General features: G+C 72.4%; 32 protein-coding genes. 14 read left to right on the top strand and 18 right to left on the bottom strand.

All coding sequences use genetic code 11. The features are described from left to right. Positions 1-68: 68 nt before the first annotated feature. A complete protein-coding gene (locus tag EXE57_RS19165) occupies positions 69-1,208 on the top strand; it encodes a cysteine desulfurase family protein (RefSeq protein ID WP_244246909.1) in 1,140 nt (379 codons plus the stop codon). Further along, positions 1,205-1,441 (top strand): sulfurtransferase TusA family protein, encoded by a 237-nt coding sequence (locus EXE57_RS19880; RefSeq protein ID WP_167305976.1) that lies wholly within the window; start codon positions 1,205-1,207, stop codon positions 1,439-1,441. The genes EXE57_RS19165 and EXE57_RS19880 overlap by 4 nt, the downstream gene beginning before the upstream one ends. A gap of 4 nt (positions 1,442-1,445) precedes the next feature. On the opposite strand, the gene EXE57_RS19160 is transcribed toward EXE57_RS19880, so the two are convergent. Further along, positions 1,446-2,432, bottom strand: a complete 987-nt coding sequence (locus EXE57_RS19160) for a carbohydrate kinase family protein (protein ID WP_135080318.1) — start codon at positions 2,430-2,432, stop codon at positions 1,446-1,448. A 64-nt stretch (positions 2,433-2,496) separates the two neighbouring features. On the opposite strand from EXE57_RS19160, the gene EXE57_RS19155 reads away from it, so the two are divergent. Beyond that, positions 2,497-2,715, top strand: a complete 219-nt coding sequence (locus EXE57_RS19155) for a hypothetical protein (protein ID WP_135080317.1) — start codon at positions 2,497-2,499, stop codon at positions 2,713-2,715. 220 nt (positions 2,716-2,935) lie between these two features. Here EXE57_RS19155 and erpA read toward each other — a convergent pair whose 3' ends face one another. Beyond that, complete coding sequence (erpA, locus tag EXE57_RS19150) at positions 2,936-3,292, bottom strand: iron-sulfur cluster insertion protein ErpA (protein ID WP_135080316.1); 357 nt, start codon at positions 3,290-3,292, stop codon at positions 2,936-2,938. An 84-nt stretch (positions 3,293-3,376) separates the two neighbouring features. Then, a complete protein-coding gene (locus tag EXE57_RS19145) occupies positions 3,377-4,447 on the bottom strand; it encodes a glycerate kinase family protein (RefSeq protein WP_135080315.1) in 1,071 nt (356 codons plus the stop codon). A gap of 70 nt (positions 4,448-4,517) precedes the next feature. Between EXE57_RS19145 and EXE57_RS19140 the strand changes: the two genes are divergently transcribed. Then, positions 4,518-5,405: a GNAT family N-acetyltransferase gene (locus EXE57_RS19140; RefSeq protein ID WP_208542915.1), complete on the top strand. Its 888-nt coding sequence runs from the start codon at positions 4,518-4,520 to the stop codon at positions 5,403-5,405. 19 nt (positions 5,406-5,424) lie between these two features. Next, positions 5,425-6,597, top strand: coding sequence for a quinolinate synthase NadA (nadA, locus tag EXE57_RS19135; RefSeq protein ID WP_135080313.1), 1,173 nt, complete (start codon positions 5,425-5,427; stop codon positions 6,595-6,597). A 118-nt stretch (positions 6,598-6,715) separates the two neighbouring features. Here the strand turns inward: nadA and EXE57_RS19130 are convergent, their stop codons facing one another. Genes EXE57_RS19130 through EXE57_RS19110 form a run of 5 tightly spaced genes read right to left on the bottom strand, consistent with a single transcriptional unit; the run spans position 6,716 to position 10,400 of the window. Then, entirely contained in the window at positions 6,716-7,858 is a 1,143-nt protein-coding gene (locus EXE57_RS19130; RefSeq protein ID WP_135080312.1) for a GAF domain-containing sensor histidine kinase, read from the bottom strand. Further along, positions 7,858-8,430 (bottom strand): PspA-associated protein PspAB, encoded by a 573-nt coding sequence (gene pspAB, locus EXE57_RS19125; RefSeq protein WP_135080311.1) that lies wholly within the window; start codon positions 8,428-8,430, stop codon positions 7,858-7,860. The genes EXE57_RS19130 and pspAB overlap by 1 nt, the downstream gene beginning before the upstream one ends. Further along, a complete protein-coding gene (gene htpX, locus EXE57_RS19120; protein WP_135080310.1) occupies positions 8,430-9,347 on the bottom strand; it encodes a zinc metalloprotease HtpX in 918 nt (305 codons plus the stop codon). Before htpX ends, pspAB begins: the two co-directional genes overlap by 1 nt. Positions 9,348-9,351: 4 nt before the next feature. After that, positions 9,352-9,630 carry a PspA-associated protein PspAA gene (gene pspAA, locus EXE57_RS19115; protein WP_135080309.1) on the bottom strand — a complete coding sequence of 93 codons (279 nt, stop codon included), beginning with the start codon at positions 9,628-9,630 and terminating at the stop codon, positions 9,352-9,354. After that, positions 9,627-10,400 carry a PspA/IM30 family protein gene (locus EXE57_RS19110; RefSeq protein WP_208542914.1) on the bottom strand — a complete coding sequence of 258 codons (774 nt, stop codon included), beginning with the start codon at positions 10,398-10,400 and terminating at the stop codon, positions 9,627-9,629. Before EXE57_RS19110 ends, pspAA begins: the two co-directional genes overlap by 4 nt. 100 nt (positions 10,401-10,500) lie before the next feature. Here EXE57_RS19110 and EXE57_RS19105 point away from each other — a divergent pair, with 100 nt between their 5' ends. After that, positions 10,501-11,088: a DUF3043 domain-containing protein gene (locus EXE57_RS19105; RefSeq protein WP_135080308.1), complete on the top strand. Its 588-nt coding sequence runs from the start codon at positions 10,501-10,503 to the stop codon at positions 11,086-11,088. 18 nt (positions 11,089-11,106) lie between these two features. On the opposite strand, the gene paaE is transcribed toward EXE57_RS19105, so the two are convergent. Genes paaE through paaA form a run of 5 tightly spaced genes read right to left on the bottom strand, consistent with a single transcriptional unit; the run spans position 11,107 to position 14,660 of the window. Beyond that, complete coding sequence (gene paaE, locus EXE57_RS19100; protein WP_135080307.1) at positions 11,107-12,132, bottom strand: 1,2-phenylacetyl-CoA epoxidase subunit PaaE; 1,026 nt, start codon at positions 12,130-12,132, stop codon at positions 11,107-11,109. 29 nt (positions 12,133-12,161) lie between these two features. Continuing rightward, positions 12,162-12,644 carry a 1,2-phenylacetyl-CoA epoxidase subunit PaaD gene (paaD, locus tag EXE57_RS19095; protein WP_135080306.1) on the bottom strand — a complete coding sequence of 161 codons (483 nt, stop codon included), beginning with the start codon at positions 12,642-12,644 and terminating at the stop codon, positions 12,162-12,164. Next, positions 12,641-13,384: a 1,2-phenylacetyl-CoA epoxidase subunit PaaC gene (gene paaC, locus EXE57_RS19090; protein WP_135080305.1), complete on the bottom strand. Its 744-nt coding sequence runs from the start codon at positions 13,382-13,384 to the stop codon at positions 12,641-12,643. Before paaC ends, paaD begins: the two co-directional genes overlap by 4 nt. Then, on the bottom strand, positions 13,381-13,671 hold the full coding sequence (gene paaB, locus EXE57_RS19085) for a 1,2-phenylacetyl-CoA epoxidase subunit PaaB (protein ID WP_135080304.1): 291 nt from the start codon (positions 13,669-13,671) through the stop codon (positions 13,381-13,383). Before paaB ends, paaC begins: the two co-directional genes overlap by 4 nt. Then, positions 13,668-14,660, bottom strand: coding sequence for a 1,2-phenylacetyl-CoA epoxidase subunit PaaA (gene paaA, locus EXE57_RS19080; RefSeq protein WP_244246908.1), 993 nt, complete (start codon positions 14,658-14,660; stop codon positions 13,668-13,670). The genes paaB and paaA overlap by 4 nt, the downstream gene beginning before the upstream one ends. 89 nt (positions 14,661-14,749) lie before the next feature. Here paaA and EXE57_RS19075 point away from each other — a divergent pair, with 89 nt between their 5' ends. The 4 genes from EXE57_RS19075 to EXE57_RS19060 all read left to right on the top strand — a co-directional run bounded on the left by EXE57_RS19075 (position 14,750) and on the right by EXE57_RS19060 (position 16,665). Continuing rightward, complete coding sequence (locus tag EXE57_RS19075) at positions 14,750-15,295, top strand: GNAT family N-acetyltransferase (RefSeq protein WP_135080303.1); 546 nt, start codon at positions 14,750-14,752, stop codon at positions 15,293-15,295. A gap of 85 nt (positions 15,296-15,380) precedes the next feature. After that, positions 15,381-15,593: a hypothetical protein gene (locus EXE57_RS19070; RefSeq protein WP_135080301.1), complete on the top strand. Its 213-nt coding sequence runs from the start codon at positions 15,381-15,383 to the stop codon at positions 15,591-15,593. A 32-nt stretch (positions 15,594-15,625) separates the two neighbouring features. After that, on the top strand, positions 15,626-16,366 hold the full coding sequence (locus EXE57_RS19065) for an AzlC family ABC transporter permease (protein ID WP_135080299.1): 741 nt from the start codon (positions 15,626-15,628) through the stop codon (positions 16,364-16,366). Further along, positions 16,363-16,665, top strand: a complete 303-nt coding sequence (locus EXE57_RS19060; protein ID WP_135080297.1) for an AzlD domain-containing protein — start codon at positions 16,363-16,365, stop codon at positions 16,663-16,665. The genes EXE57_RS19065 and EXE57_RS19060 overlap by 4 nt, the downstream gene beginning before the upstream one ends. Positions 16,666-16,789: 124 nt before the next feature. Here EXE57_RS19060 and dapB read toward each other — a convergent pair whose 3' ends face one another. Next, positions 16,790-17,545 (bottom strand): 4-hydroxy-tetrahydrodipicolinate reductase, encoded by a 756-nt coding sequence (dapB, locus tag EXE57_RS19055; RefSeq protein ID WP_135080295.1) that lies wholly within the window; start codon positions 17,543-17,545, stop codon positions 16,790-16,792. 78 nt (positions 17,546-17,623) lie between these two features. Here dapB and EXE57_RS19050 point away from each other — a divergent pair, with 78 nt between their 5' ends. Further along, positions 17,624-18,139 carry a class I SAM-dependent methyltransferase gene (locus EXE57_RS19050; protein WP_135080293.1) on the top strand — a complete coding sequence of 172 codons (516 nt, stop codon included), beginning with the start codon at positions 17,624-17,626 and terminating at the stop codon, positions 18,137-18,139. 6 nt (positions 18,140-18,145) lie between these two features. Here the strand turns inward: EXE57_RS19050 and EXE57_RS19045 are convergent, their stop codons facing one another. The 4 genes from EXE57_RS19045 to EXE57_RS19030 all read right to left on the bottom strand — a co-directional run bounded on the left by EXE57_RS19045 (position 18,146) and on the right by EXE57_RS19030 (position 22,715). After that, positions 18,146-19,519 (bottom strand): M16 family metallopeptidase, encoded by a 1,374-nt coding sequence (locus tag EXE57_RS19045; protein WP_135080291.1) that lies wholly within the window; start codon positions 19,517-19,519, stop codon positions 18,146-18,148. Next, positions 19,516-21,747: a polyribonucleotide nucleotidyltransferase gene (locus tag EXE57_RS19040; RefSeq protein WP_135080289.1), complete on the bottom strand. Its 2,232-nt coding sequence runs from the start codon at positions 21,745-21,747 to the stop codon at positions 19,516-19,518. Before EXE57_RS19040 ends, EXE57_RS19045 begins: the two co-directional genes overlap by 4 nt. Positions 21,748-22,018: 271 nt before the next feature. Continuing rightward, positions 22,019-22,294, bottom strand: a complete 276-nt coding sequence (gene rpsO, locus EXE57_RS19035; protein ID WP_135080287.1) for a 30S ribosomal protein S15 — start codon at positions 22,292-22,294, stop codon at positions 22,019-22,021. A gap of 160 nt (positions 22,295-22,454) precedes the next feature. Continuing rightward, positions 22,455-22,715 carry a DUF6458 family protein gene (locus EXE57_RS19030; protein ID WP_135080285.1) on the bottom strand — a complete coding sequence of 87 codons (261 nt, stop codon included), beginning with the start codon at positions 22,713-22,715 and terminating at the stop codon, positions 22,455-22,457. A gap of 169 nt (positions 22,716-22,884) precedes the next feature. Here EXE57_RS19030 and EXE57_RS19025 point away from each other — a divergent pair, with 169 nt between their 5' ends. From EXE57_RS19025 to EXE57_RS19015, 3 genes are read left to right on the top strand one after another with little or no spacing between them, the layout of a single operon-like run. Continuing rightward, positions 22,885-25,089: a molybdopterin-dependent oxidoreductase gene (locus EXE57_RS19025; RefSeq protein WP_244246907.1), complete on the top strand. Its 2,205-nt coding sequence runs from the start codon at positions 22,885-22,887 to the stop codon at positions 25,087-25,089. After that, a complete protein-coding gene (locus EXE57_RS19020) occupies positions 25,086-25,469 on the top strand; it encodes a YciI family protein (protein WP_135080281.1) in 384 nt (127 codons plus the stop codon). The genes EXE57_RS19025 and EXE57_RS19020 overlap by 4 nt, the downstream gene beginning before the upstream one ends. Further along, complete coding sequence (locus tag EXE57_RS19015) at positions 25,466-26,701, top strand: DUF6596 domain-containing protein (RefSeq protein ID WP_135080279.1); 1,236 nt, start codon at positions 25,466-25,468, stop codon at positions 26,699-26,701. Before EXE57_RS19020 ends, EXE57_RS19015 begins: the two co-directional genes overlap by 4 nt. The last annotated feature ends 160 nt before the right edge of the window (positions 26,702-26,861 follow it).

Below are 26,861 nucleotides of genomic sequence, written 5' to 3'. Positions count from 1 at the left end.
ACGGACACGGGACAGCGTATCCGAATCGGGGCCCGGAGCAGCCGAGGGGTCGGCAGTAGGTTGAGCCGGTGAGCCCATCCCCCGCCGAGCCCGCGCAGCCACGCGGGATCGACCTCGACACCGCCTCCTCGGAGCCGCTGCACCCCGCGGCCCGGGAGACGCTGCTGGCCGCGCTCGACCAGGGGTACGCCGACCCGCGCCGCCTGCACCGCCCCGGCCGCAGCGCCCGGTTGCTGCTCGACAACGCGCGGGCTGTCGTCGCGGAGAGCCTCGGCGTGCGCCCGGACGAGGTGAGCTTCACCGGCTCCGGCACCGAGGCGGTCCACCGGGGGCTGCTCGGCCTCGTCCGCGGCTCGCGCCGGGGCGCCCAGGTGGTCCACTCCGCGGTCGAGCACGCCGCGGTGCGCCATGCTGCGGCGTGGGGCGGCGAGCCGGTCGAGGTGTCGTGCGACGAGCGGGGGCGCGTCCACGACAGTGACCTGGTGCAGCAGGCGGTCGCGCCGCAGGTGGGCGTCGTGGCGCTGCAGACCGCCAACCACGAGGTCGGCACCATCCAGCCGGTCGGCGGGCTCCGGCTGCCGGACGACGTCCCCGTCTTCACCGACGCCTGCGCCTCCATGGGGCGGTTGCCGCTGCCCGGCGGGTGGTCGGCCGCCGCCGGCTCCGCCCACAAGTGGGGCGGCCCGGCCGGCGTCGGGGTGCTGCTGGTCCGCAAGGGGGCCCGCTGGCGCAACCCCTTCCCGGGCGACGACCGCATCGACGAGCGGGTCGCCGGGTTCGAGAACGTCCCGGGAGCGCTCGCCGCTGCCGCGGCGCTGCGGGCCGTGGTGTCCGAGCGCGACGAGGTCGGCGCCCGCCAGCACGCCCTGGTCGCCCGGATCCGCGCCGCGGTGGCCGCCATTCCCGACACCGAGGTGGTCGGCGACCCCGACCACCGACTCCCCCACCTGGTGACCTTCTCCTGTCTCTACGTCGACGGCGAGGCGCTCGTGCACGCCTTGGACAGGCAGGGCTTCGGCGTCGCCAGCGGATCGGCGTGCGCCGCCTCGACGCTGGAGCCGAGCGCCGTCCTGGCGGCGATGGGTGTCCTCACCCACGGCAACGTACGGCTCTCCTTGGGCCGCACGACGAGCGAGGAGGACGTCGAGCGCTTCCTCGCGGTGCTGCCGGGCGTCGTCACCGACCTGCGCGCCGAGGTCGGCCTGTGAGGACCGTCGACCTCGAGCTCGACTGCCGCGAGATGCGCTGCCCGATGCCCGTCATCGAGCTGGCGCGCCGCTTCGGGGAGGTCCCGGTCGGCGGGGTCGTGGCGGTCGCGGCCACCGACGTCGCCGCCCGGGTCGACGTACCGGCGTGGTGCCGGATGCGGCAGCAGGAGTACGTCGGCGAGGAGCCTGCGGCCGACGGCACGCCACGGTTCCTGGTCCGACGCCGTTCCTGAGGCCTCAGGGACGCAGCGTGCGGAGCTTCTCGCCGATCTCGGCCGCGGCGTCCTCGCCGTAGGCCGCCTCGCAGCGGTTGAGGAAGTGCGTGCGGGAGAGGGTGTACTCCTGGGTGCCGACCTGCTCGACGACGTAGACGGCCAGCAGGCAGCCCAGCTGGGCGGCCCGCTCGTGCGGGAGCCCCCAGTCGAGCGCCGCGAGGAAGCCCGCCCGGAAGGCGTCGCCGACGCCGGTGGGCTCGACCTTGCGGACCTCCGGCACGGCCGGCACGTGGACCGGCTCCTGGCCCTCGCGCTCGATCCGCACGCCGTCGGGCCCGAGGGTGACCACCCACGTGCCGACGCGGGAGAGCACCTCCTCGTGGCTCCAACCCGTCTTCTGGATGATCAGCGAGGACTCGTACTCGTTGGAGAACAGCAGGTCGGCGCCGTCGATGAGCGGCCGGATCAGCTCGCCGTCGCCGAAGGCCAGCTGCTGGCTCGGGTCGGAGACGAAGCGGTAGCCGCGCTGGCGGCACTCGTCGGTGTGGCGCAGCATCGCCTCGGGGTCGTCCGGCCCGATGAGGACGTAGTCGGGGTCGCCGACCCGGTCGACGATCGGCTTCAGCTCGATCTCCCGCGCCTCGCTCATCGCGCCGGCGTAGAAGCTCGCGATCTGGGCGTGTGCGGAGTCGGTCGTGCAGACGAAGCGGGCGGTGTGGCGGGTGTCGCTGACGTGGACGGAGTCACAGTCCACACGGTGGCGCTGCAGCCAGGAGCGGTACTCGGCGAAGTCCTCCCCGACGGCCCCGACCAGCACCGGCTCGAGGCCGAGGTTGCCGAGTCCGAAGCAGATGTTGGCCGCGCAGCCACCCCGGCGTACGTCGAGCTCCTCGACCAGGAACGAGACCGACAGCTTGTCGAGCTGGTCGACCACGAGCGAGTCGGAGAACTTGCCCGGGAACGTCATCAGGTGGTCGGTCGCGATGGATCCGGCGATCAGCAGGGACACGACACGAGACCCTACCTGCGCGTACCCCTTCGGATACCCCGCGGTAGCCAATAGCGTCGCGACCATGACGTCCTACGACGACCTCGAGACGCCCGCCCAGATGCGCGCCGACTGCCTGCAGGTCGGCCGCCACCTGCGGCTCGAGCGGGCCGCCCGCGCCGCCGTCGAGCCCGCCCCCAGCCTGCTCTACGCCGACTTTCCCCGCGAGGTCCGCAAGCGGGACGTCACCGTCAGCGACGCCGCCGCCCGGATCGCGGCGGCGCTGCACCTGCACCTGGACTGAGGCGAGGTCCTTCGCCGTGCTTTCCCCGGCCGGCCGGGGAAAGCCGGGGTGCGTCACCCAGACGATGGGCACACACCCGGAGACTCGCTCGCGAACCCCCGACCCAAGCCGATCGCCGGCCCGGCCGTCGGCCACGGCGAGGAGGGCTCCGGAAATATGACGAGCCCCCGCCGGTCTCCCGGCAGGGGCTCGCGCGCCGCGACGTGTCGCGGGGCTGGAATCAGTGGAACGAGTCGCCGCAGGCGCAGGACCCGGTCGCGTTGGGGTTGTCGATCGTGAAGCCCTGCTTCTCGATCGAGTCCACGAAGTCGATCATCGCGCCGTTGAGGTACGGGACGCTCATCCGGTCGACGACGACGGTCACGCCGTCGAAGTCGGTGGTGACGTCACCGTCGAGCGTGCGCTCGTCGAAGAACAGCTGGTAGCGCAGACCCGAGCAGCCACCCGGCTGCACGGAGATCCGCAGCTGGAGGTCGTCGCGACCCTCCTGCTCCAGGAGGCTCTTCACCTTGGCGGCCGCGACGTCGCTCAGGTTGATCTGATCGGCGCGGCGCTCGGTCTCGACCTGCTCGGACATGAAGTGACTCCCTGGGTAGAGCTGGCTGGTCTCTGGGTCAATGGTCGCACATGGCGGGTTATTCCCCACCCTCAGCGCCCCGTCTCAGGCCGACCACGACCGGGCCACCCGGGCGGCCACGTCGGCGAGGGCACCGGAGGGGTCGCCGAAGGCGCGCTCCTCCCCCACCATGTCGACCAGCGAGTAGGCCGACTCGATCCCCAGCGCACGCATCTCCCGGGAGCCGACCAGCACCTGCCCGGCCAGGGCGACGCACGGCCGGAGCGCCTCGGCGGCCACCGCCGCGACGCCGTACGGGACCTTGCCCGAGCGGCTGGAGAAGTCGAAGGCCCCCTCCCCGGTCACCACGAGGTCGGCCTCCCGGGCCCGCCGGTGCAGGTCGACGGCGCCGGCGACCAGGTCGATCCCCGGCTCCCTGGTCGCCCCGAGCAGGAACAGCGCGAAGCCGAGGCCACCGGCGGCGCCGGCACCCTTCGCCAGGGCCGTACGTCGGTCGGTGGCAGCCGCCCAGTCCTCGAGCAGCCCGTCGACGGCCGGCAGCCGCTCCTCGGGGATCCCCTTCTGCGGACCGGAGCTCTTCGTGGCGCCGAACAGGCCGGTGAGCGCGCTCTCGACGTCGCTGGCCGCGACCAGCTCGACCGCCAGCTCGGGCAGCTGGACGCTGCTGATCCCCTCCAGCGCCGCGACGCCCCGGTCGAGGGGTCGGTCCGCGGTCGCTCCCAGGGCGGCGAGCAGCCCGGCGCCGCCGTCGTTGGTCCCGCTCCCGCCGAGCCCCACCACGACCCGGGTCGCACCCGCGGCGACAGCCGCCGCGACGAGCTCGCCGACGCCGAAGGTGGTCGCGTGCTCGGCACGCTCGCCGCCCGTGAGCTGCAGGCCGCAGGCCTGCGAGGACTCGACGTAACCGGTGTGCCCCGCGAGCAGCACGGTGGCCGGCACCGGGTCGCCGAAGGGGCCGCTCACGACCACCGGCTCCAGCTCACCGCCGAGCGCGGCGTGCAGCACGTCCACGAATCCGGGGCCACCGTCGGACATCGGCGCCAGGTCGAGGACGTCGTCGACAGCGTGGCGACGCCAGCCGGCGGCGATCGCGTCGGCGGCCTCGACGGCGCTGAGGGTTCCGGCGAAGCTGTCGGGGGCGACGAGGACACGCATGTGGTCATCCTTGCCGACGCCACCCACCGCCTAGGATCCACGGGTCATGGCTGCCACAGATCCTCCTCCCGTGCGCGACGTGCGCGTGCGGCCGATGCGGGTCACCGACGTCGCCGCCGCGGAGCGTCTCAGCTCCGCAGCCTTCCTCGAGCTGGACCTGCGCACCGCGACCCGCGACGCCCCCGACCCCGGCCCCCGGAGCGACGGCCGGGCCGAGCTGTGGCGACAACGGACCGAGCACCTGCTGGAGACCGACCCGGGCGGCTGCTGGGTGGTCGAGGTGGACGGTCAGCTGGTCGGGTTCGCCACGTCGCTGGTCCGCGAGCTGATGTGGATCCTGGCCTCGTACGCCGTCCGGCCGGACCTGCAGGGGCACGGGCTCGGCCGCGCGCTGCTGGAGGCGGCGCTGCAGCACGGGCGGGGCTGCCTGCGCGGGATGCTCAACGCCTCGTCCGACCCGCAGGCGCTGCGCCGCTACGCGCTCGCCGGCTTCCGGCTCCACCCGCAGCTGGTGCTGACCGGGCCCGTGGACCGGAGCCTGCTGCCGGCCGTGCGCCACGTCCGCGAGGGCACGACCGGTGACCGCGACCTGCTCGACTCCCTGGACCGGCGTACCCGTGGTGCGGCCCACGGACCGGACCACGACGTGCTCGGCCGCGAGCTGCGGCTGCTCGTGACCGACCGGGCGGCGGGCTCCGGCTACGCCTACGTCGACCCCAGCGGCGTCCCGGTCGTGCTGGCCGCCGGCACCCGGAAGGCCGCGACGTCCCTGATGTGGGAGGCGCTGGCGAGCGCGGACCCCGACCGGCCGGTCGAGGTCCGCCACGTCTCCCCCGTCAACGACTGGGCAGTCGACGTCGCGGTCGCGGCCCGGCTCTCCATCAGCTCCCGTGGCTTCCTCGCGCTGCGACGGATGAAGGAGCCCGCCCCCTACATCCCGCACCCGACGCTGCTCTGAGGGGCCATAGGATCAGGTCATGAGCACCGTCGATCTCCCCCTGCTCCCTCTCGGCCGTGGCCGCGACCTCGAGTCGGAACGCGGTGTGGAGTGCCCGGGCGACCTGCCCTCCCCGTCCGACCCCGACCTGGTCGCACGGGCCCGGGCCGCCAAGGAGGCGCTGGGCGAACGGGTGTTCGTGCTCGGCCACCACTACCAGCGCGACGAGGTCATCGAGTTCGCCGACGTCACGGGCGACTCCTTCAAGCTCGCGCGGGACGCGGCCGCCCGCCCGGAGGCGGAGTTCATCGTCTTCTGCGGCGTGCACTTCATGGCCGAGTCGGCCGACATCCTCACCGGCGAGCACCAGCAGGTCGTGCTGCCCGACCTCGCGGCCGGCTGCTCGATGGCCGACATGGCGCGGCTGGCCCAGGTCGAGGACGCGTGGGACGCCCTGGAGGCGGCCGGGGTGGCCGACTCGGTGGTCCCGGTGACGTACATGAACTCCAGCGCCGACATCAAGGCCTTCGTCGGCCGGCACGACGGCACGGTCTGCACCTCCAGCAATGCCGAGACCGCCCTGGAGTGGGCGTTCGGCCAGAAGCCCGACGCGAAGGTGCTCTTCCTGCCCGACCAGCACCTCGGCCGCAACACCGCGGTGCTGCAGATGGGCTTCTCCCTCGACGAGTGCGTGGTCTGGAACCCGCACCTCCCCGACGGCGGCCTCACCCGTGAGGAGCTCGCGGGGGCCCGGATGATCCTGTGGCGCGGCCACTGCTCCGTGCACGGGCGCTTCTCCCCCGCCGTGGTCGACGAGCTGCGGGCCACGATCCCCGGCGTCCAGATCCTGGTGCACCCCGAGTGCGTGCACGAGGTGGTCCTCAAGGCCGACCTCGTCGGCTCGACGGAGTTCATCATCAAGACCATCGAGGCGGCCCCGGCCGGCACGAGCTGGGCCATCGGGACCGAGCTCAACCTCGTCAAGCGGCTGGCTGCTGCCCACCCCGACAAGCGGATCGCGTTCCTCGACAAGAACGTCTGCTACTGCTCCACCATGAACCGGATCGACCTGCCGCACTTCGTGTGGGCGATGGAGTCGCTCGTGGCCGGGACGGTCGCCAACCGGATCGAGGTCGACCCCGACACCACCCACTGGGCGCGGGTCGCGTTGCAGCGGATGCTCGACCTGCCGGGGCGGTCGCACCGGGACTGAGGTCGTCGTCTGCTGCGCTGTCGGTTTCCCCGCTCGAGGGGGGAAACCGTCGCTCGGCGGCCGAGGCATCCCCCTCCGACCGACAGACTCGCCCACCGGGTTCCGGGCGTACGCCGGATCAGGCGGGGAGCTCGAACCAGACCACGGCCCCGCCGCCGGCGTGGTCGTCGATGCCCATCCGGCCGCCGTGCGCCTCGACCGTGCGACGACAGGTCGCCAGGCCGATCCCGGTCCCGGGCTTGGTGGTCTCCAGCCGCACCATCGGCTCGAAGGCCCGTTCCCGATCCGCTGCGGGGATCCCCGGACCCCGGTCCGCGACCCCGACCCACCAGCCCGAGGGGACACGCTCCGCCGACACCAGGACCGGCGCCCCGGGCTCGGCGAACTTGACCGCGTTGGCCAGCAGGTTCTGCAGCACCGTCCGCAGCTGCACCGGGTCGCCCTGCACGACGGGCAGCCCCTCGGCCTTGACCTGGCCCGGCTCGACGTCCCCGGCGAGGTCCTCGAGGACCTGCTGCAGGACCATGTCGAGGTCGACGTCGCGCTTCTCCGGGGCGCCACCACCCCGTGCGAAGGTCAGCAGGTCGCCGATCATCGCGTTCATCCGGAGCGCGCTCCGCTCGGCGCGGGTGAGCAGCTGGCCCAGGGCAGAGCCGTCGTCCTCGAGCTCGTCGAGGGCGAGCTCCACCGACATCCGGATCGAGGCGAGCGGGTTCTTCAGGTCGTGGCTCACCTGCCCGGCGAAGGCGGCCAGCCGCTCGTTGGCGGCCGTCAGGCGGCGCGAGGTGAGCTCGAGCTGCAGCACGTCGACGACCCGCTCGGCGAGGGTGCCCAGCGTCTCCTCGAGCTCGGGCTCGACCGGGTGGACACGCTCGTCGAAGACGCACAGCGTGCCGATCGTGATCCCGTCGGGCGTCGTGAGCGGGTGCGAGGCGTAGAACCGCACGTCCGCGAGCTCACCGGTGGTGAAGGGGTTGTCGCGGAAGCGCTCGTCGGCGCTGGCGTCGGCGAGCAGGATCGGCTGGTTCTCCTCGAGCACGCTCACGCACATCGAGTCCTCGCGAGCGCAGACCGCGCCCTGGAAGCCGTACGTCGCCACCTGCCACTGCTGGGTCGCGGTGATCAGGTTGATCGTCGCCATCGGCACGTGGGAGCACTTGGCGGCCAGCTCGGTGAGGGCCTGGAGCTCACGGCGGGGCGGCGCCTCGAGCACGGCGTACTCGCCGATCACGTGCTCGCGGATCTCGTCCTCGATCGACATCACAGTCCCGGAGCATCCCACACGGCGAGCCACCGGCTGAGGTCCTTCTCGACCGGCAGCTCCCCGGCGATCGTGTCGCGCACCTGGATCTCGAGGAGGTTGTCCCGCTGCTGCGGCCCGGTGGGCGCGAACGGGTAGAAGGTGCCCTGCTTGTAGAGGTAGACCAGGCCGACCCGGCGGCCACTGGGATCGGCGAACGGCACCAGGGAGCACAGCAGCCCGGAGCCGAACCCCTGCGCCTCCAGCGTGGTGTTGACGGCGTGCAGGTCGGTGCACAGCCCGGCCGTGTCGTCGGGCTCGCCGGTCACGGTGAGCCACGTGAAGCCGAAGGAGTCCGTGGTGACCGCGACGTCAGGCGAGTCGTCGTCGTCGTCGAGCAGCGCCACGACCTCGGTCTGGAGCTGGTGGAAGGCGGCACCCCCGGCGGCGCGGTAGCAGACCGAGCCGCTGCCGGTGGGCGTCAGCCCGATCGCCGTCTGCAGCGTGATCGCCGCGCTCGGCACCAGGAACAGCGAGTCGAGGTCGGCAGCCTTCTCCTGACGGCGGCCGGTCAGGGAGTCCCAGAACCCCATCAGGCGGTGGGCCGGCCGAGCTCGGCCTGGATCCGGGCGAGCTGCTCGAGCCGCTGCTCGAGCGACGGGTGCGTCGAGGTGAGCGTCTTGAGGGTGGCGCCACTGAGCGCGGGCGTGATGAAGAAGGCGTTCATCGCGCCCGTGGTCCGGAGGTCCTTCTGGGGGATGGTCGCGATCTCACCGGAGATCTTCTGCAGCGCGGTCCCGAGGGCGGCGGGCTTCATCGTGAGGTACGCGGCCGACCGGTCGGCGCACAGCTCGCGGTAGCGCGACAGCAGCCGCATCAGGAAGAAGCTGATGGCGTAGACCACGAGGCTGACGACCAGCGTCGCCATGAAGAAGAAGGCCGAGTTCCGGTCACGTCGCCCGGCGAGCGCCCCGAAGCGGGCACCGTGCATGAGCATGCCCGCCACGATCCCCGCCGAGGATGCCACCGTCATGACGAGGACGTCCCGGTGGGCGACGTGGGAGAGCTCGTGGGCCAGGACCGCCTCGAGCTCCTCCGGGGTCAGCTTGCCCATGATCCCGGTGGTCACGCAGACCACGGCACGATCGGGCGAACGCCCGGTCGCGAAGGCGTTGGGCATCGCCATGTCCGCGATCCCGACCCGGGGCTTGGGCATGTCGGCCAGGGCGCAGAGCCGGTCGATCATGCCGTGCAGCTCCGGAGCCTCCTCGGGCGAGACCTCCCGGGCGCGCATCGCCCTCATGGCGGTGGTGTCCGAGGTCCACCACTGGTAGACGGCCACGCCGATGCCGGCCACCCCGATGATCGGCACGAGACCGGAGTATCCGGAGCTGGACGCGGCGAACATCAGCACCACGACCAGGGTCACGAAGAGCGCGCCCAGCAGGAACAGCACGGTGGTCATCCGAACGGTGAGCCCGGTGTCCTTGACGAAGCGGGAGGAGGCCACCGGTTCAGCCGGGGATGAGGCCGTCGCCGCTGAGGAGGTCGCGGACCTCCTCCAGCGAGGCGTCCGCCGGGGGCAGGATCAGGTCGGAGGAGTCGAGCGTCCCCGCCTCGTGGGGCACGGCGCTCGCCCGGACCCCGGCGAGCAGCGACCCCAGCGCCCGGGTGAACGCGTCGGCGTCGCCGGTCTCGACGGCCGACTCCACCGCCCGGTCGAGCTCGTTGAGCGTCTCGACCTTGTCGTCGGGGACGTCGAACTGGCCCTCCCCGAGAATCCTGACGATCACGCGCGCCCCTCGTCGGACTGCTTCTCGGGCTCGGCGTCGAGGATGTCGCCGCCGGCCTCGATGGCGTCGGGCTGCGAGCTGGCCTTCAGCCGAGCCAGCTCGGACTCCACGTCGGACTCCGAGCTCATGGCGTCGAGCTCGCGGCTGATGTCGTCGCCGCCGCCGACCTGGCTGACGTCGTCGAGGGCACCCGAGGCGATCAGCTCGTCGATCGCACCGGCGCGCGCCTGCATCTGGGCCGTCTTGTCCTCCGCACGCTGTATCGCCAGACCGACGTCGCCCATCTCCTCGCCGATGCCCGACATCGCCTCGTTGATCTTGGTCTGCGCCTCGGCGGCCGTGTACGTCGCCTTGATGGTCTCCTTGCGGGTACGGAAGGACTCCACCTTCGCCTGCAGCCGCTGCTGGGCGAGGGTGAGCTTCTCCTCCTCGCCCTGGAGCTGGGCGTGCTGCGCCTTGAGGTCGCTGATCTGGTTGGTGAGCCCCGACTTGCGGGTGAGCGCCTCGCGCGCGAGGTCCTCGCGGCCCACGGAGATCGCCTTCTCGGCCTGCCCCTGGAGCTTGGTCGACTGCTGCTCGAGCTGGTTGACCTGCAGCTCGACCCGCTTGCGGCTGGTGGCGACGTCGGCAACCCCCCGACGCACCTTCGCGAGCAGGTCCAGCTGGCGCTGGTAGCTGTAGTCCAGCGTCTCGCGCGGATCTTCAGCCCTGTCGAGGGCCTTGTTGGCCTTGGACCGGAAGATCAGGCTGATGCGCTTCATGAGGCTCATGGCCCAACCCTAGGTCCAATGCGCAAGTGGTGCGAGTGGTTGGAGGTGGGCCGGGTAGGGTTTCCGGAAACCACCAGATCGAGCAGTCCGAAGGCGCGCGTTGTTCCGTCGAAGCAAGTCAGAAGCCGAGGCCGTACCGGCCACCTCCTCGAGCAAGGAGGGCGGCAAGGGCCGACCCACCCCCTCACGCCGCGAGGCGGAGGCAGCCGCCCGTGCCCGGGCCCGCGGTCCTCGCGACCGCAAGGAGGCCGCAAGGCGCCAGCGTGAGACCCGCGCCGAGTCCAGCCGCAAGGTGCGCGAGGCGATGAAGACCGGCGACGAGCGTTACTTCCTCACCCGCGACAAGGGCCCCGTACGCCGCTTCATCCGCGACTTCGTCGACGTCCGGTTCTCGTTCGTCGAGCTCATGATCCCGGTGCTCATCCTCACGATGGTGCTCGGCTACTCCGGCAACGCCCGCCTGGCCCAGACCGGCAACCTCGTCCTCATGGGCATGCTGCTGCTCGTCGTCGTCGACATCCTCCTGATGCGCTTCCGGCTCCGCCGCGAGCTGACCCGCCGCTTCCCCGACGCGCCCCTCAAGGGGACGACCTACTACGCCATCACCCGGGCGATGCAGATGAAGTTCATGCGGCTGCCCAAGTCGCAGGTCCGGATCGGGCAGAAGCTGCCCGAGCACTACCGCTGACCTCGACCCCGGCCGGGGTCAGGCGTCGTAGTCGAGCACGACCTTCGACGAGGTGGGGTGCGACTGGCAGGTGAGAACGTAGCCGCGCTCGATCTCGTCGGGCTCGAGCGCGTAGTTGGCGTCCATCTGGACGGTCCCCTCCACGAGCCGGGCGCGACAGGTGCCGCAGACGCCGCCCTTGCACGCGAACGGCAGGTCGGAGCGTACGCCGAGCGCCGCCTCGAGCACCGGCGGGCCGTCCGGCCTCAGCGGGAAGTCGCTGGCGCGGCCGTCGAGCCTGATCGTGACCTGCGCGGCCCCGTCGGGGCCGTCGACCAGCGCCGCCACCGGCGCACGGGGCGTCGGGTCGGCGTGGAAGAGCTCGGTGTGGACCCGGCCGGCCCCCAGGTCGGCCAGCGTCTCGCGCAGGCTGGTGACCATCTCCTGCGGACCGCACAGGAACCAGTCGTCGGCCTGCTCGAGCCCGAAGGCCTCGACGATCCGCCTGAAGCGCTCGGCGTCGAGGCGGCCGGAGAGCAGCTCCACGTCCTGCTGCTCCCGCGAGAGGACGTGGACGATCTGGAGCCGGGTCGGGAAGCGGTCCTTCAGGTCGTGGACCTCGTCGAGGAACATCACCGACCGGCTGGTGCGGTTGGCGTAGACCAGGGTCACGAACGAGCCGGGCTCGCCCTCGAGGAGGGCGGCGACGATCGAGAGCACCGGCGTGATGCCCGAGCCGGCGGCGACAGCGACGTAGCGCTTGCGCGCGGTCGCGTCGAGCTCGGTGGTGAAGCGCCCTGCCGGGGTCATCACCTCCAGCTCGTCGCCGACCTGCAGCGAGCCCACCACGCCGTCGCTGAAGGCGCCTCCGGGCAGCCGCTTCACCGCGATGCGGAGCACTCCGGTGGAGGGCGGGGTGCAGATCGAGAAGCTGCGGCGCACGTCGTCACCGCCCCGGATCGAGAGGTGCTGGCCGTGGCTGAACGCGTAGTCGTCACGCAGCTCATCCGGCACGGCGAAGGTGATCGCGACCGCGTCGTCGGTCAGCTCGTCGATGGCGCTCACCCGCAACGGGTGGAGCGCGGCGTGACCGGTCACAGCGTCTTGAAGTGGTCGAAGGGCTCGCGGCACGACTGGCAGATCCACAGCGACTTGCACGCCGTGGAACCGAAGCGGCTCGACTCGCGGGTGTCGGGGCTGCCGCACTGGGGGCAGCGGACCGAGAGGGTGAGCCCGACGGGGCCGTCGGCCGCGCGGTGGGTCGGCGGCGCGACGCCGTACGCGGCCAGCTTGGCGCGCGCCTCCTCGGTGAGCCAGTCGGTCGTCCAGGCCGGGGAGAGGACGAACTCGACGTCCACGTGCTGGTAGCCGGCCGTCGTCAGGGTGTCGACGAGGTCGTGGCGGATGGTCTCCATCGCCGGGCACCCGGAGTACGTCGGCGTGATCTGGACGTGGACCCGGCCCTGGTCGTCCTCGGTGACGTCGCGGAGGATGCCGAGGTCCTCGATGGTCACCACGGGGAGCTCGGGGTCGACGACCGTGGCCGCCACCTCCCAGGCGCGGGTCGTCGCGGTCACCACGTCGCCCCCGGGTGGGACCGTGCGAGGTGCTGCATCTCGGCGAGCAGGTAGCCCATCTGCTCGGTGTGGAGGCCCTGTCGGCCGCCACCGGTCGCGGGAGCGACCTGCGGCACGGTGAGCGTGGCCTCGGCCACCACCGGCTCGATCCGGCCGAGCACCGCGTCGCGGATCGAGGCGGGGTCGACGGCCACCCCGGAGGCAAGGAGGTCGGGGTCGACCTCGTCGTCGATCAGCTCGGCGAGGTAGGGCCACTCGGCATCGAGGGCCGCCTGCACCCGACGGTGGGACTCCTCGGTGCCGTCCCCCAGGCGCACCACCCAGCTGCGGGCGTGGTCGTGGTGGTAGGCGACCTCCTTGACCGCCTTGCCGGCGACGCCCGCGAGCGTCGTGTCGGTGCTGGCACGCAGGGCGGCGTAGAGCTCGCACTGCCAGGAGGAGAAGAGCAGCAGCCGGGCCATCGCGACGCCGAAGTCGGACTGGTCGCGCTCCACGAGGTGCACGTTGCGGAACTCGCGCTCGTCGCGGTGGTAGGCCAGGTCGTCCTCGCCGCGGCCGGAGCCCTCGACCTGGCCGGCGTACGACAGCAGCGTGCGGGCCTGGCCGAGCTGGTCGAGCCCGATGTTGGCGAGCGCCACGTCCTCCTCGAGCTGGGGCGCCCGGCTGATCCACCAGCCCATCCGCTGGGCGGAGACGAGGGCGTCGTCGGCCAGGGCCAGGGTGTAGTCGAACAGCGTCACAGGTGCTCCACGCCCTCGGGGACGTCGTAGAACGTCGGGTGGCGGTAGATCTTGTCGGCCGCGGGGTCGAAGAAGGAGTCGCGCTCCTGCGGGGTGCTGGCCTCGATGTCGGCCGAGCGGACCACCCACAGCGAGACGCCCTCCTGGCGGCGGGTGTAGAGGTCACGCGCGTTGCGCAGGGCCATCTCGGCGTCGGGGGCGTGGAGCGAGCCGGCGTGGACGTGGGAGAGCCCCCGCCGCGAGCGGACGAAGACCTCCCACAGCGGCCACTCGGTCGCGGCGCTCATGCGGCACCCTCGGCGCGCTCCGCCTGCTTGGCGGCGTACGCGGAGGCCGCATCGCGCACCCAGGCGCCGTCCTCGTGGGCGGCCACGCGGTGGTCCATCCGCTGCTGGTTGCAGGGTCCGTTGCCGCGGATCACCTCGAAGAGCTCGGTGAAGTCGATGTCACCGAAGTCGTAGTGGCCGCGCTCCTCGTTCCAGCGGATGTCGGGGTCGGGCAGCGTCAGTCCGAGCGCCTCGGCCTGCGGGACCGTCATGTCGACGAAGCGCTGGCGCAGGTCGTCGTTGCTGAACCGCTTGATGCCCCACGCCATGGACTGCGCGGAGTTGGGCGAGTCGTCGTCGGGCGGGCCGAACATCATCAGCGAGGGCCACCAGTAGCGGTCGACGGCGTCCTGGGCCATTGCCCGCTGGGCCGGGGTGCCGTGGGCGAGCGTGTGGAGGATCTCGAAGCCCTGGCGCTGGTGGAACGACTCCTCCTTGCAGACCCGGACCATGGCCCGGGCGTAGGGACCGTACGAGCAGCGGCACAACGGCACCTGGTTGACGATCGCCGCGCCGTCGACCAGCCATCCGATGGCGCCGACGTCGGCCCAGGTGAGGGTGGGGTAGTTGAAGATCGAGGAGTACTTCTGGCGACCGTCGTGGAGCATGTCGAGCAGGTCCGCGCGGTCGGCGCCCAGGGTCTCGGCGGCGGCGTAGAGGTACAGCCCGTGGCCGGCCTCGTCCTGGACCTTGGCCATCAGGATCGCCTTGCGCCGCAGGCTGGGCGCACGGCTGATCCAGTTGCCCTCGGGCTGCATCCCGATGATCTCGGAGTGGGCGTGCTGGGCGATCTGCCGGACGAGGGTCTTGCGGTAGCCCTCCGGCATCTCGTCGCGCGGCTCGATCCGGCCGTCCTCGGCGAGGAGGGCCGTGAAGGATCCGGGCTCGTCCGGCGCGGCCTCGCGGACCGGCCGGGGCTCCTCGGGAGCGCTGAAGTCGTTGCCGTACACGCCTTCCACGGTAACACGAGTTGTTACAGGCGCCAGCACTCGCGCGGCTGCGGTGTAACAGCCCGGGCCCGGCTGTCAGGATGGCGGCCATGAGCTCCCCCAGCGCCGACGTCTCCTGCCGGGTCGCCTGGGCCGACGACGCCCCCGCGATCGCCCGGCTGCAGCTCGCGACCCGGCGGAACGACCTGGCCGAGCTGCTCCCGGCCGAGGCGCTCGCCGTCGACGCGGAGGAGGCGGAGGCCGCCTGGCGGCAGGCACTCGTACGCCCTGCTGACGCGCGGGTCAGGGTCGTGGTCGCCCTCGAGCGCAACCGGGTGGTCGGCTTCGCGATCACCTCCCCCGCCCTGGACCCCGACTGCGACCCGGTCGCCGACGCCGAGCTGATGGAGTTCACCGTCGATCCCGCGGAGCGGGGCAAGGGGCACGGGTCGCGGTTGCTGCAGGCCGCCGTCGACACCATGGTCGCCGACAGGTTCGGTCGCGCGGTGCTGTGGCTGATGGCCGGGGACGACGCGCTGCGCGGCTTCCTCGTCAGCGCCGGCTGGGCGGCCGACACCGCCCACCGCGAGCTCGACCTCGACGGCACCGGCGCCACGGTCGTCAAGCAGGTCCGCCTCCACACCCAGCTCGCCTGAGGGCTTGATTTCCAGCAGTTCCGGGCAACCATGGAGTCCGGGCGGATCACCGGTGCGCCCGCTCGGGAGGGAGGGAGACCTCGACATGGGACCGCTGCCGCGGTTGTACCGACTGCTGGTCGCTGCGCTCGTCGTGGCCCTCTCGCTCGGCGCCGGGGTCTGGCTGGCCGGCTACCTCCGGCTGCCCCTCGGCGGCATCGGTGTCGGGCTGGGCGCGGGCTGCCTGCTCGCGTGGCTGCTCACCCACGACTTCCGGCACCGCGAGGAGCGACCTGTCCGCGTCCAGCGGCGTCGCTGAACCGGGTGCGCGACCGGCGCTAGGGTCGCCGGGTGTCCTCGTCGGAGCCGTCGCCCGAGGGTTCCTCGGGCGCATCCTCGTCCGCGGCCCGGCGCGCCGTGGTCCGCGACGGGATCGGGGTGGGGGTCGCCACGGGGCTCTACGCCACCTCCTTCGGCGCGGTCGCCGTGGCCTCGGGCCTCACCGTCGCGCAGACGTGCGCCCTGTCGCTCGTGATGTTCACCGGTGCCAGCCAGTTCGCGCTCGTGGGAGTCCTGGCCTCCGGCGGCACCCCGCTCGCTGCCGGGCTCACCGCCCTGATGCTGGGGACCCGCAACACGCTCTACGGTCTCAAGGTGGCGCCCGCGCTGGCTTGGCGGGGCGTACGCCGGCTGGGCGCCGCCCAGCTGCTGATCGACGAGTCCACGGCCATGGCGGTCGGGCGCCCCACGCGGGACCTGGCCCGAGCCGGCTTCCTGGCCACCGGGCTGTCCATCTTCGTGCTCTGGAACGCCTTCACCCTGGTCGGCGCCGTTGCGGGTGAGGCGCTCGGCGACCCGCGGACCTACGGCCTCGACGCCGCCGTCGGTGCGGCCTTCCTGGCGCTGCTGTGGCCCCGGCTCGCCGACCGCCGCAACCAGCTCGTGGCCGTCGCGGCAGCCGCCGTCGCGCTCGGGCTCGTGCCGCTGACGACGGCCGGCGTACCCGTGCTCGCGGCGGCCGGCGTCGCCCTCCTGGTCGGTGTGCTCTCGCACGGCGAGGACCCCACGGAGATCCCCGAGGCACCGCGATGACCTGGCTCGTGGTGCTGGGCGCCGGTCTCGGCTGCTACCTCCTCAAGCTCGCCGGACTCTCGATCCCGCCGTCGGTGCTCGACCACCCGGTGGTCGAGCGGGTCGCCGACCTGGTGCCGGTCGCCCTGCTCGCCGCGCTGGTGGCCGTCCAGGTGCTCTCGACCGGGCCGGACCTCGTGGTCGACGCCCGGCTCGTCGGCCTGGCCGCGGCGGTCGTGCTGCTCGTGGTCCGTGCGCCGTTCCTGGTGGTGGTCTTCGGGGCCGCGCTCGTCGCTGCCCTGGTGCGGCTGCTGGGGTGACCGTGCGCCGCGTGCCGGGCGGGGTCGGTCCGCGAGTCGTGGGGTGTGTGCCGGTTGCCTGCGTGACGAACCCCCGGTCTCCCCGGCCGGCCGGGGAAAGCCCCCGACGGATCTGACGACCAGCTCAGTCCAACCCCAGGAAGTGGTCCAGCCCCACGGTCAGGCCCGGGTGGTCGGCGATCGCGCGGAGCCCGGCCAGCACGCCGGGGGTGAAGGACGCCCGGTCCATCGAGTCGTGGCGGATCGTGAGGGTCTCCCCCAGCCCGCCGAGCACGACCTCCTGGTGGGCCACCATGCCGCGGATCCGCAGGCCGTGGACCCGGATGCCGTCGACGTCGGCCCCACGGGCCCCCTCCAGGGCGGTCGACGTCGCGTCGGGGGCCGGGCCCAGACCCGCGTCCCGCCTCGCGGCCGCGATCAGCTCCGCCGTGCGGCGGGCGGTGCCCGACGGGGCGTCGGCCTTGTCGGGGTGGTGGAGCTCGACGACCTCGGCCGACTCGAACCAGCGTGCGGCCTCGGCGGCGAAGCGCATCATCAGCAGCGCGCCGATCGAGAAGTTGGGGGCGACCAGCACCCCCGTCGTGGGTGAGTCGGCCAACCAGCCACGGAGGGTGTCGAGCCGGGCGGCGTCGAAGCCGGTGGTGCCGACCACGGCGTGGATGCCGTGGCGCACGCAGAACTCCAGGTTGTCCATGACCACGTCGGGATGGGTGAAGTCGACGACCGCCTCGGCACCCGACCCGACCAGCCCGCCGAGGTCGTCCCCGGCGTCGATCCTGGCCACCAGCTCGGTGTCGGGGGCCTGCTCGACCGCCCGGCACACCTCGGACCCCACCTTGCCCAGCGCCCCCAGGACGCCCACCTTGATCGTCTCCGTCACGCCCCCAACCTAGCGGCGCCGTGCCGTCGGGGGTGGCCCTGCCTGACGCCGGGCGCGGGTAGTGGCAGGCTAAGGGCCATGGCGATGCAGCAGATCCCGCCCCGGATCAGGTGGGCGGTCGACCTGATGGACGTCCAGCCGGACGACAACGTGCTCGAGATCGGCTGCGGACCAGGTGCGGGAGCCGAGCTGATCTGCCAGCGGCTCGAGACCGGCAAGCTCTTCGCGATCGACCGCTCCGAGTCGGGGGTCGACCGCACGAAGCGGCGTTGCGCGAAGCATGTCGAGTCCGGTCGGCTGACCGTCCGGCAGATCGACCTCGCGACGCTGCGCGTGCCGGTCAAGCGGCTGACCAAGGTCTTCGCGTTCAACGTCAACCTGTTCTGGGTCCGCGACTGCGCCGACGAGGTGGCGCTGCTCCACGACCGGGTGGTGCCCGGCGGGGCCGTCTACCTCTTCTACGAGGCCAAGATGCCGGACCTGATCCCCAACATCGTCACCAAGGCCTCGGCCTCGCTGGCCGCGGCCGGCTTCCGCGTCTCCGCCGTCGAGCAGAAGGCGCCCCCGGTCGTCGGGATCATCGGCAAGCGCTGACCCCGGTCAGGCGGGCCCGGGCCCGACGACCGCCAGGATCTCGGGCTGCCGGAACAGCGCTGCCGCGACGGCGCGGACGTCGTCACGGGTCACCGCGTCGATCCGGGCGATGACCTCGTCGAGCGAGAGCAGCTCGTCGTAGACCAGCTCGGCCTTGCCGAGCCGCGACATCCGTGAGCCGGAGTCCTCGAGCCCGAGCACCATGCCGCCGCGGAGCTGGCCCTTGCCGCGTTCGAGCTCCTCGTCGGTGATGCCGTCGGCCGCGATCTTGGCCAGCTCGCCCCGGACCGTCTCGAGCACGTCGTCGAGCCGGTGCGGCAGACAGCCGACCGCGACGCCGACGAGGCCGGCGTCGGCGTGGTGGGAGGCGAAGCTGTAGACGCTGTAGGCGAGGCCGCGGTGCTCGCGCACCTCCTGGAACAGGCGGGAGGACGTGCTGCCGCCGAGCGCCGCGTTGAGCACACCGAGCGCGTAGCGGCGCTCGTCGTGGCGGGTGAGGCCGTTGACGCCGAGCACCAGGTTGACCTGCTCGAAGGGCCGTTCGGCCGACGTACGGCCGCCGTGCACCCGACGTACGCGGCTCGACGCGCGCGGCACCGCCGGGAGGTCGCCTCCGGCGAGGAAGCCGTTGCGGCCGAACGCCTTGCGCACCTGGCGTACGACGGTCGTGTGGTCGAGGTTGCCGGCAGCCGCCACCACCATGCCCGGGGCGCGGTAGTGGCGTCGGTAGAAGCGCGCCACCTGGTCGCGGGTGAGGGCGCTGATCGACCCGACGGTGCCGGCGATGGGCCGGCCGAGCGGGGTGTCTCCCCACGCCTGCTCGGCGAACAGGTTGTGCACCACGTCGTCCGGGTCGTCGTCGTGCATGGCGATCTCGTCGAGGATCACGTCACGCTCGGCCTCGACGTCCTCCACGCGTATCTGCGAGTCGGTGACCATGTCGCCGAGCACGTCGATCGCCAGCGGGAGGTCGTCGTCGAGGACCCGGGCGTGGAAGCAGGTGTACTCCTTGGCGGTGAAGGCGTTGAGCTCGCCGCCGACCGCGTCGAGCGCCACCGAGATGTCCATCGCCGAGCGGCTCCTCGTGCCCTTGAAGAGCAGGTGCTCGAGGAAGTGCGAGCACCCGTGCAGGGCCGGCGTCTCGTCGCGCGAGCCGACGCCGACCCACACCCCGACGCTGGCGGAGCGTACGCCGGCCAGCTGCTCGGTGATGACGCGCAGCCCGCCGGGCAGGACCGTGCGACGGACGCGCGAGGTGACCTGACCGGACTCGTCGCGCACCGTCTCCAGGGTGCGCGTCGACCCGATCGTCTGGTCAACGGACAACCGGCCGGCAGCGAGCTGCCGGCCGGTCGTCCGCGAAGTGCTCGCAGAGGTCACTCGGACTCGTCCGCCGCCTCGTCGTCGGAGGCAGCCGCGTCGTCCTCGACGACCGGGACCAGCGACAGCTTGCCGCGGTCGTCGATCTCGCCGATCTGGACCTGGATCTTCTGGCCGACGGACACCACGTCCTCGACCGCGTCGACCCGCTTGCCGCCGGCGAGGGCCCGCAGCTTGCTGATGTGGAGCAGGCCGTCCTTGCCCGGCATCAGCGAGACGAACGCGCCGAAGTTGGTCGTCTTCACGACCGTGCCGAGGTAGCGCTCGCCGACCTCCGGCATGGTCGGGTTGGCGATCGCGTTGACGGCGTTCTTGGCAGCCTCGGCCGCCTCGCCGTTGGTCGCACCGATGTAGACGGTGCCGTCGTCCTCGATCGACAGCGTGGCGCCGGTGTCGTCCTGGATCTGGTTGATGATCTTGCCCTTGGGGCCGATGACCTCGCCGATCTTGTCGACGGGGACCCGGATGGTGATGATGCGCGGCGCGTGGACCGACATCTCCTCGGGAGCGTCGATCGCCTCGGCCATCACGTCCAGGATCGCCAGGCGCGCGTCGCGGGCCTGGGTCAGCGCGGCGGCGAGCACCTCGGCGGGGATGCCGTCGAGCTTGGTGTCGAGCTGGAGGGCGGTGACGAACTCGCGGCTGCCGGCGACCTTGAAGTCCATGTCGCCGAAGGCGTCCTCGGCCCCGAGGATGTCGGTCAGCGCGACGTACTCGGTCTTGCCGTCGACCTCACCGGAGATCAGGCCCATCGCGATGCCCGCAACCGAGGCCTTCAGCGGGACACCGGCCTGCAGCAGCGACAGCGTCGAGGCGCAGACGGAGCCCATCGAGGTGGAGCCGTTGGAGCCCATCGCCTCGGAGAGCTGGCGCAGGGCGTAGGGGAACTCCTCGCGGGAGGGCAGCACCGGCAGCAGCGCCCGGCGGGCGAGCGCACCGTGGCCGACCTCACGACGCTTCGGCGAGCCGACGCGGCCGGTCTCGCCTGTGGAGAACGGCGGGAAGACGTACTTGTGCATGTAGCGGCGGTGCTTCTCCGGGGAGAGCGTGTCGAGCTGCTGCTCCATCTTGAGCATGTCGAGGGTGGTGACGCCGAGGATCTGGGTCTCGCCGCGCTCGAACAGCGCCGAGCCGTGGACCCGCGGGATCACGCCGACCTCGGCGTGCAGCGGACGGATGTCGGCCAGGCCGCGGCCGTCCATCCGGATCTTGTCGCGCAGCACGCGCTCGCGGACCAGCGACTTGGTGAGCGAGCGGTAGGCCGCGCCGATCTCCTTCTCGCGACCCTCGAAGCGGTCACCGAGCTGCTCGAGCAGGTCGGCCTTGATCGCGTCGAGACGCTCCTCGCGCTCCTGCTTGGCCGCGATGGTGAGGGCCTCGGCGGTGGGGACCTTGACCGCGGTCTCGACGGCCTCGTAGGCGTCGTCCTCGTAGTCGAGGAAGATCGGGAACTCCTGGACGGGCTTCGCGGCCTGCTTGGCCAGCTCCACCTGCGCCTCGACGAGCTGCTTGATGAACGGCTTGGCGGCGTCGAGGCCGCCGGCGACGATCTCCTCGGTGGGAGCCTGCGCGCCACCCTCGACCAGCGCGACGGTCTCCTCGGTGGCCTCCGCCTCGACCATCATGATCGCGACGTCACCGGTGTCGGTCACGCGGCCGGCCACGACCATGTCGAAGACGGCGTTCTCGAGCTGGGAGTGGCTCGGGAAGGCGACCCACTGGCCGTCGATCAGGGCGACGCGGACGCCGCCGACCGGGCCGGAGAACGGCAGGCCGGAGAGCTGGGTCGACATCGACGCGGCGTTGATGGCCAGCACGTCGTAGGGCATGTTCGGGTCGAGCGCCATCACGGTGATGACGACCTGGACCTCGTTGCGCAGGCCCTTCTTGAAGGTCGGGCGCAGCGGCCGGTCGATGAGGCGGCAGGTGAGGATCGCGTCCTCGCCGGGACGACCCTCGCTGCGGAAGAACGAGCCGGGGATCTGGCCCACGGCGTACATCCGCTCCTCGACGTCGATCGTGAGGGGGAAGAAGTCGAAGTGGTCCTTGGGGTGCTTGCCGGCGGTGGTCGCCGAGAGCAGCATCGTCTCGTCGTCGAGGTAGGCCGTGACCGAGCCGGCGGCCTGGCGAGCCAGGAGGCCGGTCTCGAACTTGACCGTACGGGTGCCGAAGGACCCGTTGTCGAGGACGGTCTCGACGGCGGAGATGGTGGGTTCGGAGCCTGTCATGTGGGGCTCAACTTTCTGTTCGCGGAGCGATCCCGCGATAGACCCGCGTGAGGCCGTGCGGCCTGCGTGTTGCTGGCCGGTCTTCGATCGAGGCCCGCAGATCGGCTCGTGCGAGCCGTGATCTGAGAGCCACTACCGAGGACCGGGCCGACGTTCGCGGATCGCTCCTTGGGTGGATTGCGTCGGTGTAGCGGTGTTCAGTTGAGAAATCTAGCGCGTGGAAACAGGAAGGGCCCGCTCCCCCTGTGTGTGGGGCGGACCCTTCCGGATGTCAGCGGCGCAGACCGAGGCGCTCGACCAGCGAGCGGTAGCGCTCGATGTCGGTGTCGCGCAGGTAGTTCAGCAGGCGCCGGCGCTGGCCGACGAGCAGCAGCAGACCACGACGGCTGTGGTGGTCGTGCTTGTGCGTCTTGAGGTGCTCGGTCAGGTGGGCGATGCGGTGGCTGAGCAGCGCGACCTGGACCTCCGGCGAACCGGTGTCGCCCTCGGTCGTGGCGTACTCGGCGATGATCTTCTTCTTGGTCTCCGCGTCGGTTCCGATCGACATGCGGGGCTCCCTTCCGGTTCTCGTTGCGCGGCGCGCCGGGGCCTTTTCACCCGGGCACTCTCTGTCCGCGGCCGTTGCACGGCAACCGGAGGAGATTATCAGCGCGCGGGCCGGCCACCCAAAACGGTGGCCGGCCCGGAGCAACGCGGGTCGGCGAGGCTCAGACGGCCGGCGGCGGGTCCTGCCGCTCGGTCGTGCGCTGCTCGGTGGTCTGGCTGCCGTCGGCGTGGGTCGTCGTGGCGGTGGTGGTGTGTTGCCGCTTGGAGTTGCTCTGGACGGCGGTCAGCACCAGCACGAGCACGCCGGCGAGGACGAGGATCCAGCCGATCATGGTCAGGTCGACCGCGTCGATCATGTCCTGGACCGCGAGGGCGAGGATCAGCCCCACCGCGGTGAGGAAGACTCCGAGTCCGTAACCCATGGTTCGTTCCCTTCGCACGGGCCGGTCACGGTTGACCGGCTCCCGGCGCAGGCTAGCGCCGGGCCCGGGGCCGGATCCCGCGGCACGCCCTGACTCACCCCCACGGGTGAGGGCAGGCCTCTGGCCCTGGTGCCGCGCGTCGGGCGGCAGGGAGTGGCACGATGCCCGGGTGGCGGTCCCCGACGAGTCCCGCACCGTGATCGGTGTCTGCAACCTCTGCGAGGCGATCTGCGGTCTGCAGATCACGCTCGAGGGCGACCGGGTGACCGGGGTACGGGGCAACCCGGACGACCCGCTCTCCCGCGGGCACGTGTGCCCCAAGGGCGTCGCGCTCGGCGACCTCCACGAGGACCCGGAGCGGCTGCGGCGCCCCCTGGTCCGCGACCGGGCGACGGGCGAGTGGTCGGAGGTCGACTGGGACGAGGCGCTCGACCTCGTCGCCGACCGGATCGCCGCGACGGTCAACCAGCACGGCGCGGACGCGGTCGGCGTCTACCTCGGCAACCCCAACGTCCACTCCCTCGGCTCGGCCACGCACGGCATCCGGCTGGTGAAGTCGCTGCGCACGCGCAACCGGTTCAGCGCCAGCAGCGTCGACCAGATCCCCCACCAGCTCGTCGCCCACCTGCTCTACGGCCACCAGCTGCTGATCCCGATCAGCGACCTCGACCGCACGTCGTACTTCCTGGTGCTGGGGGCCAACCCGATGGCCTCCAACGGGTCGCTGATGACCGTCCCCGACTTCCCGGGCCGGCTGCGCGAGCTGAAGGCCCGCGGCGGCAGGATGGTCGTGCTCGACCCGCGGCGCACCGAGACCGCCAAGGTCGCCGACGAGCACGTCTTCGTCCGCCCCGGGACCGATGCGGTGGTGCTGCTCGCGATGGTGCACGTGCTCCTGGCGGAGGGGCTGGACCGGCCGGCGGCCTACGTGGACGGCGTCGAGCAGGTCCGCGAGGCGGTCGCCGACATGACGCCCGAGCACGCCGAGCAGGTCAGCGGGGTTCCCGCGGACACCGTCCGGCGGCTGACCCGGGAGTTCGCGGCGGCCGACGGCGCGGCGGCGTACGGGCGGCTGGGGCTCTCGACGCAGGGGTTCGGCTCGGTCTGCCAGTGGGCCGTCGGCTGCCTCAACATCCTGACGGGCAACCTCGACCGCGAGGGCGGGGTCCTGTTCACCGAGCCCGCCATCGACTTCGTCCGGACCGGGCTGGTCGGCCGCGGACACTTCGACCTCTACCGAAGCCGCGTCCGCGGCGCACCGGAGTACGGCGGTGAGCTCCCGGTGTCCGTCCTCGCCGAGGAGATCGAGACCCCCGGCGACGGCCAGGTCCGCGCGATGCTGACCGTGGCCGGCAACCCCGTGCTCTCGACGCCCGACGGCAAGCGGCTGTCCGCGGCGTTCGAGGGCCTCGAGTTCATGGCGGCGGTGGACATCTACCTCAACGAGACCACCCGCCACGCGGACGTGATCCTGCCCCCGACCACCGCGTTGGAGCGGGACCACTACGACATCGTCTTCCACGGGCTCGCGGTCCGGAACACCGCACGCTTCACGCCGGCGGTGTTCGAGAAGCCGCGCGGGGCCCGGCACGACTGGGAGATCTACCGCGACCTGGCGCTGCGCATCTCCCAGCGCCTCGACCGGAGGCCGCCGCTACGGGCCAGGCTGGCACAGCGCGCGGCGCTGACCATGAGCCCCACCTTCATCATCGGCATGCTCCTGCGCCGAGGACGCCGTACGACGATCACCGAGCTGCGCCGCCACCCCGAGGGCGTCGACCTCGGCCCGCTGCGCCCGACGCTCCCCGACCGGCTCATGACGCCGGACAAGCGCATCGACCTGGCGCCGGCGGTCGTGCTCGCCGACCTCGACCGGCTGCGTGCCACGACCGCGAACCCGGAGGACGGGCTGGTGCTCATCGGCCGACGCCACCAGCGCGACAACAACTCGTGGCTGCACAACGTCCCGAGGCTCACCCGCGGCCGCCCCCGCCACCACCTCCTCATGCACCCCGACGACCTGGCCGACCGCGGGCTCGAGCCCGGCAGCACCGTCACCGTCACCTCGCGGGTCGGCTCGGTCGACGTCGAGGTGGCGGCCAGCACCGACATGATGCGGGGCGTCGTGTCGCTCCCCCACGGCTACGGCCACGGGCTCCCGGGCACCCGCATGTCCGGCGCAGCCGGGGTGCCTGGCGTCTCCGTCAACGACCTCACCGACCCCGGCCGGCTCGACCTCTCGGGCAACGCCGCCCTCAACGGCGTCCCGGTCACGGTCACGGCGCGCGAAGAAGATTCCGGGACGGTGTCGAGTTCGGCGGCCGCCGATCGTCAGGGACATGTCCCGACAACCACACGAGGAGTGACGACATGACCGACACCTGGGTATTCCTGATCCGCGAGCGCGACTGGGACTCCGACGCCTACCTTCCCGAGGCCCTGGCGGCCCGCGGCGCGCAGGCCGACCTGGACGAGGACATGGCCGCCCACGGCCGGTTCGCCCAGGCCGTCGAGGAGCTCGGCGCGCAGATGCTGGGCGGACACGCCCTGCAGAACCGCAAGTACGGCGGCACCGTGACGCCCGGCAGCGACGGTGCCGACGCGGTGTGGAGCGACGCCCCGCTGCCCGACAGCAGCGAGGTGATCACCGGCTTCTACACGGTCGCCTGCGACGAGGACACCGCCCGCAAGCTGGCCACGATGGTGCCCAGCGCTGGCGTGGTCGAGATGCGCAAGGTCCATCCCTTCGAGTGACCGTCGACCCCGAGGCGTTCCGTACCGCCTGGCCCCAGGTGGTACGGGCGCTCGCGGTCGCCACGCGCAGCCTCGACCTCGGTGAGGAGTACGCCGCCGAGGCGTTCGGCCGCGCCGCCGCCCAGCCCGAGGGGTCTGTCCGCGACCTCGCGGCCTGGTGCGTCCGCGTGGGCCGGCACGCCTGGCTGGACGACGTCCGCCGACGCCAGCGCCTCGAGCGGCTGGAGGCGGAGCTGGCGACCGCCGACGGCCACACCCCCACAGCCATGGACAGCGGCCACCTCCCCGGCGAGGAGCTCGACGACCGGCTCGCCCTGCTCTTCGTCGCCTGCGACGACGCCCTGGCACCAGGGGCCCAGCTGGTGCTGGCGATGCGGGTGGTGTGCGGTCTCAGCACCCGGCAGATCGCCGACCACCTCGGCATCGCCGAGGCGACGGCCGCCGCGCGGCTGACCCGTGCGAAGGCCGCGCTCGCCCGGGCACGCGGGGAGTTCGCCGTCCCCGACGAGGACGGCCGGCGACGACGGCTGCCCGTCGTGCTCGCCTGCGTGGCCGGCCTGCTGACGGCCGGGCAGCGGGAGGTGGTCGCGCCACGCGACGCCACCGACGACCCCGCTCGCGACGCGCTCACGCTGGCGGAGGCGCTGGCCGCCGAGCACCCGCAGGACCCCGACGTCCTCGGCCTGCGCGCGGTCTGCCGGCTGGCTCTCGGCCGCCGTCCGGGGCGGGTGCGAGACGGCGTGGCGCTCCCGCTCGACCAGGTCCACCGCTCGGCGTGGGACCAGGACCTGCTGACCGCGGGGCTCGACGACGCGGCGCGCGCGGCACGGACTGCCCGCGGGGCACCAGGACGATTCGTCCTGGAGGCGGCCATCTCCGGGGTGCACGCCACCGCGCCGAGCTCCGAGCGCACCGACTGGGACCGGCTCGCCCAGCTCTACGACGCCCTGGTGGAGGTCTGGCCCTCCCCCGCCGTCGCCGTGGCACGCCTGGTCGTCGCCGGGCGGAGGCACCTCCGCGACGGCACCGACCCCGCCGACGTCGAGGCCGCGCTCGAGGAGCTCGTCGCCGACGGGCCGACGTACGCCGCTCGCGACGCGGGGCTGGCGCTGGCCGACCTGGCGTTCCGGACCGGGCGTCGCCAGGAGGCGGCCGGCCGCTACCGGGAGCTCCTCGACGTCGTGCCCGAGGGGCCGCTGCGGGAGTTCTGCCGGCGCCGCTCGGAGGTGTGACGTCGAGGCCGGCCGGACCTTGGGGTCCGGCCGGCCGGGTGCAGCTCGAGGTGGCTCGGTCCGGTCCCCCACCGGTCTCCCCCGACGGCACCACCGTCGCGGGCGGCCGACCCTCGGCACTGCCCGGGCTCGGACGCGCCGACGTGTCGAACGCACCCCC

This window comes from Nocardioides euryhalodurans, from assembly GCF_004564375.1.
Classification (GTDB): domain Bacteria; phylum Actinomycetota; class Actinomycetes; order Propionibacteriales; family Nocardioidaceae; genus Nocardioides; species Nocardioides euryhalodurans.
Note: the sequence above shows the minus strand (reverse complement) of the source record. Positions and strands in the feature narration are given on the sequence as shown.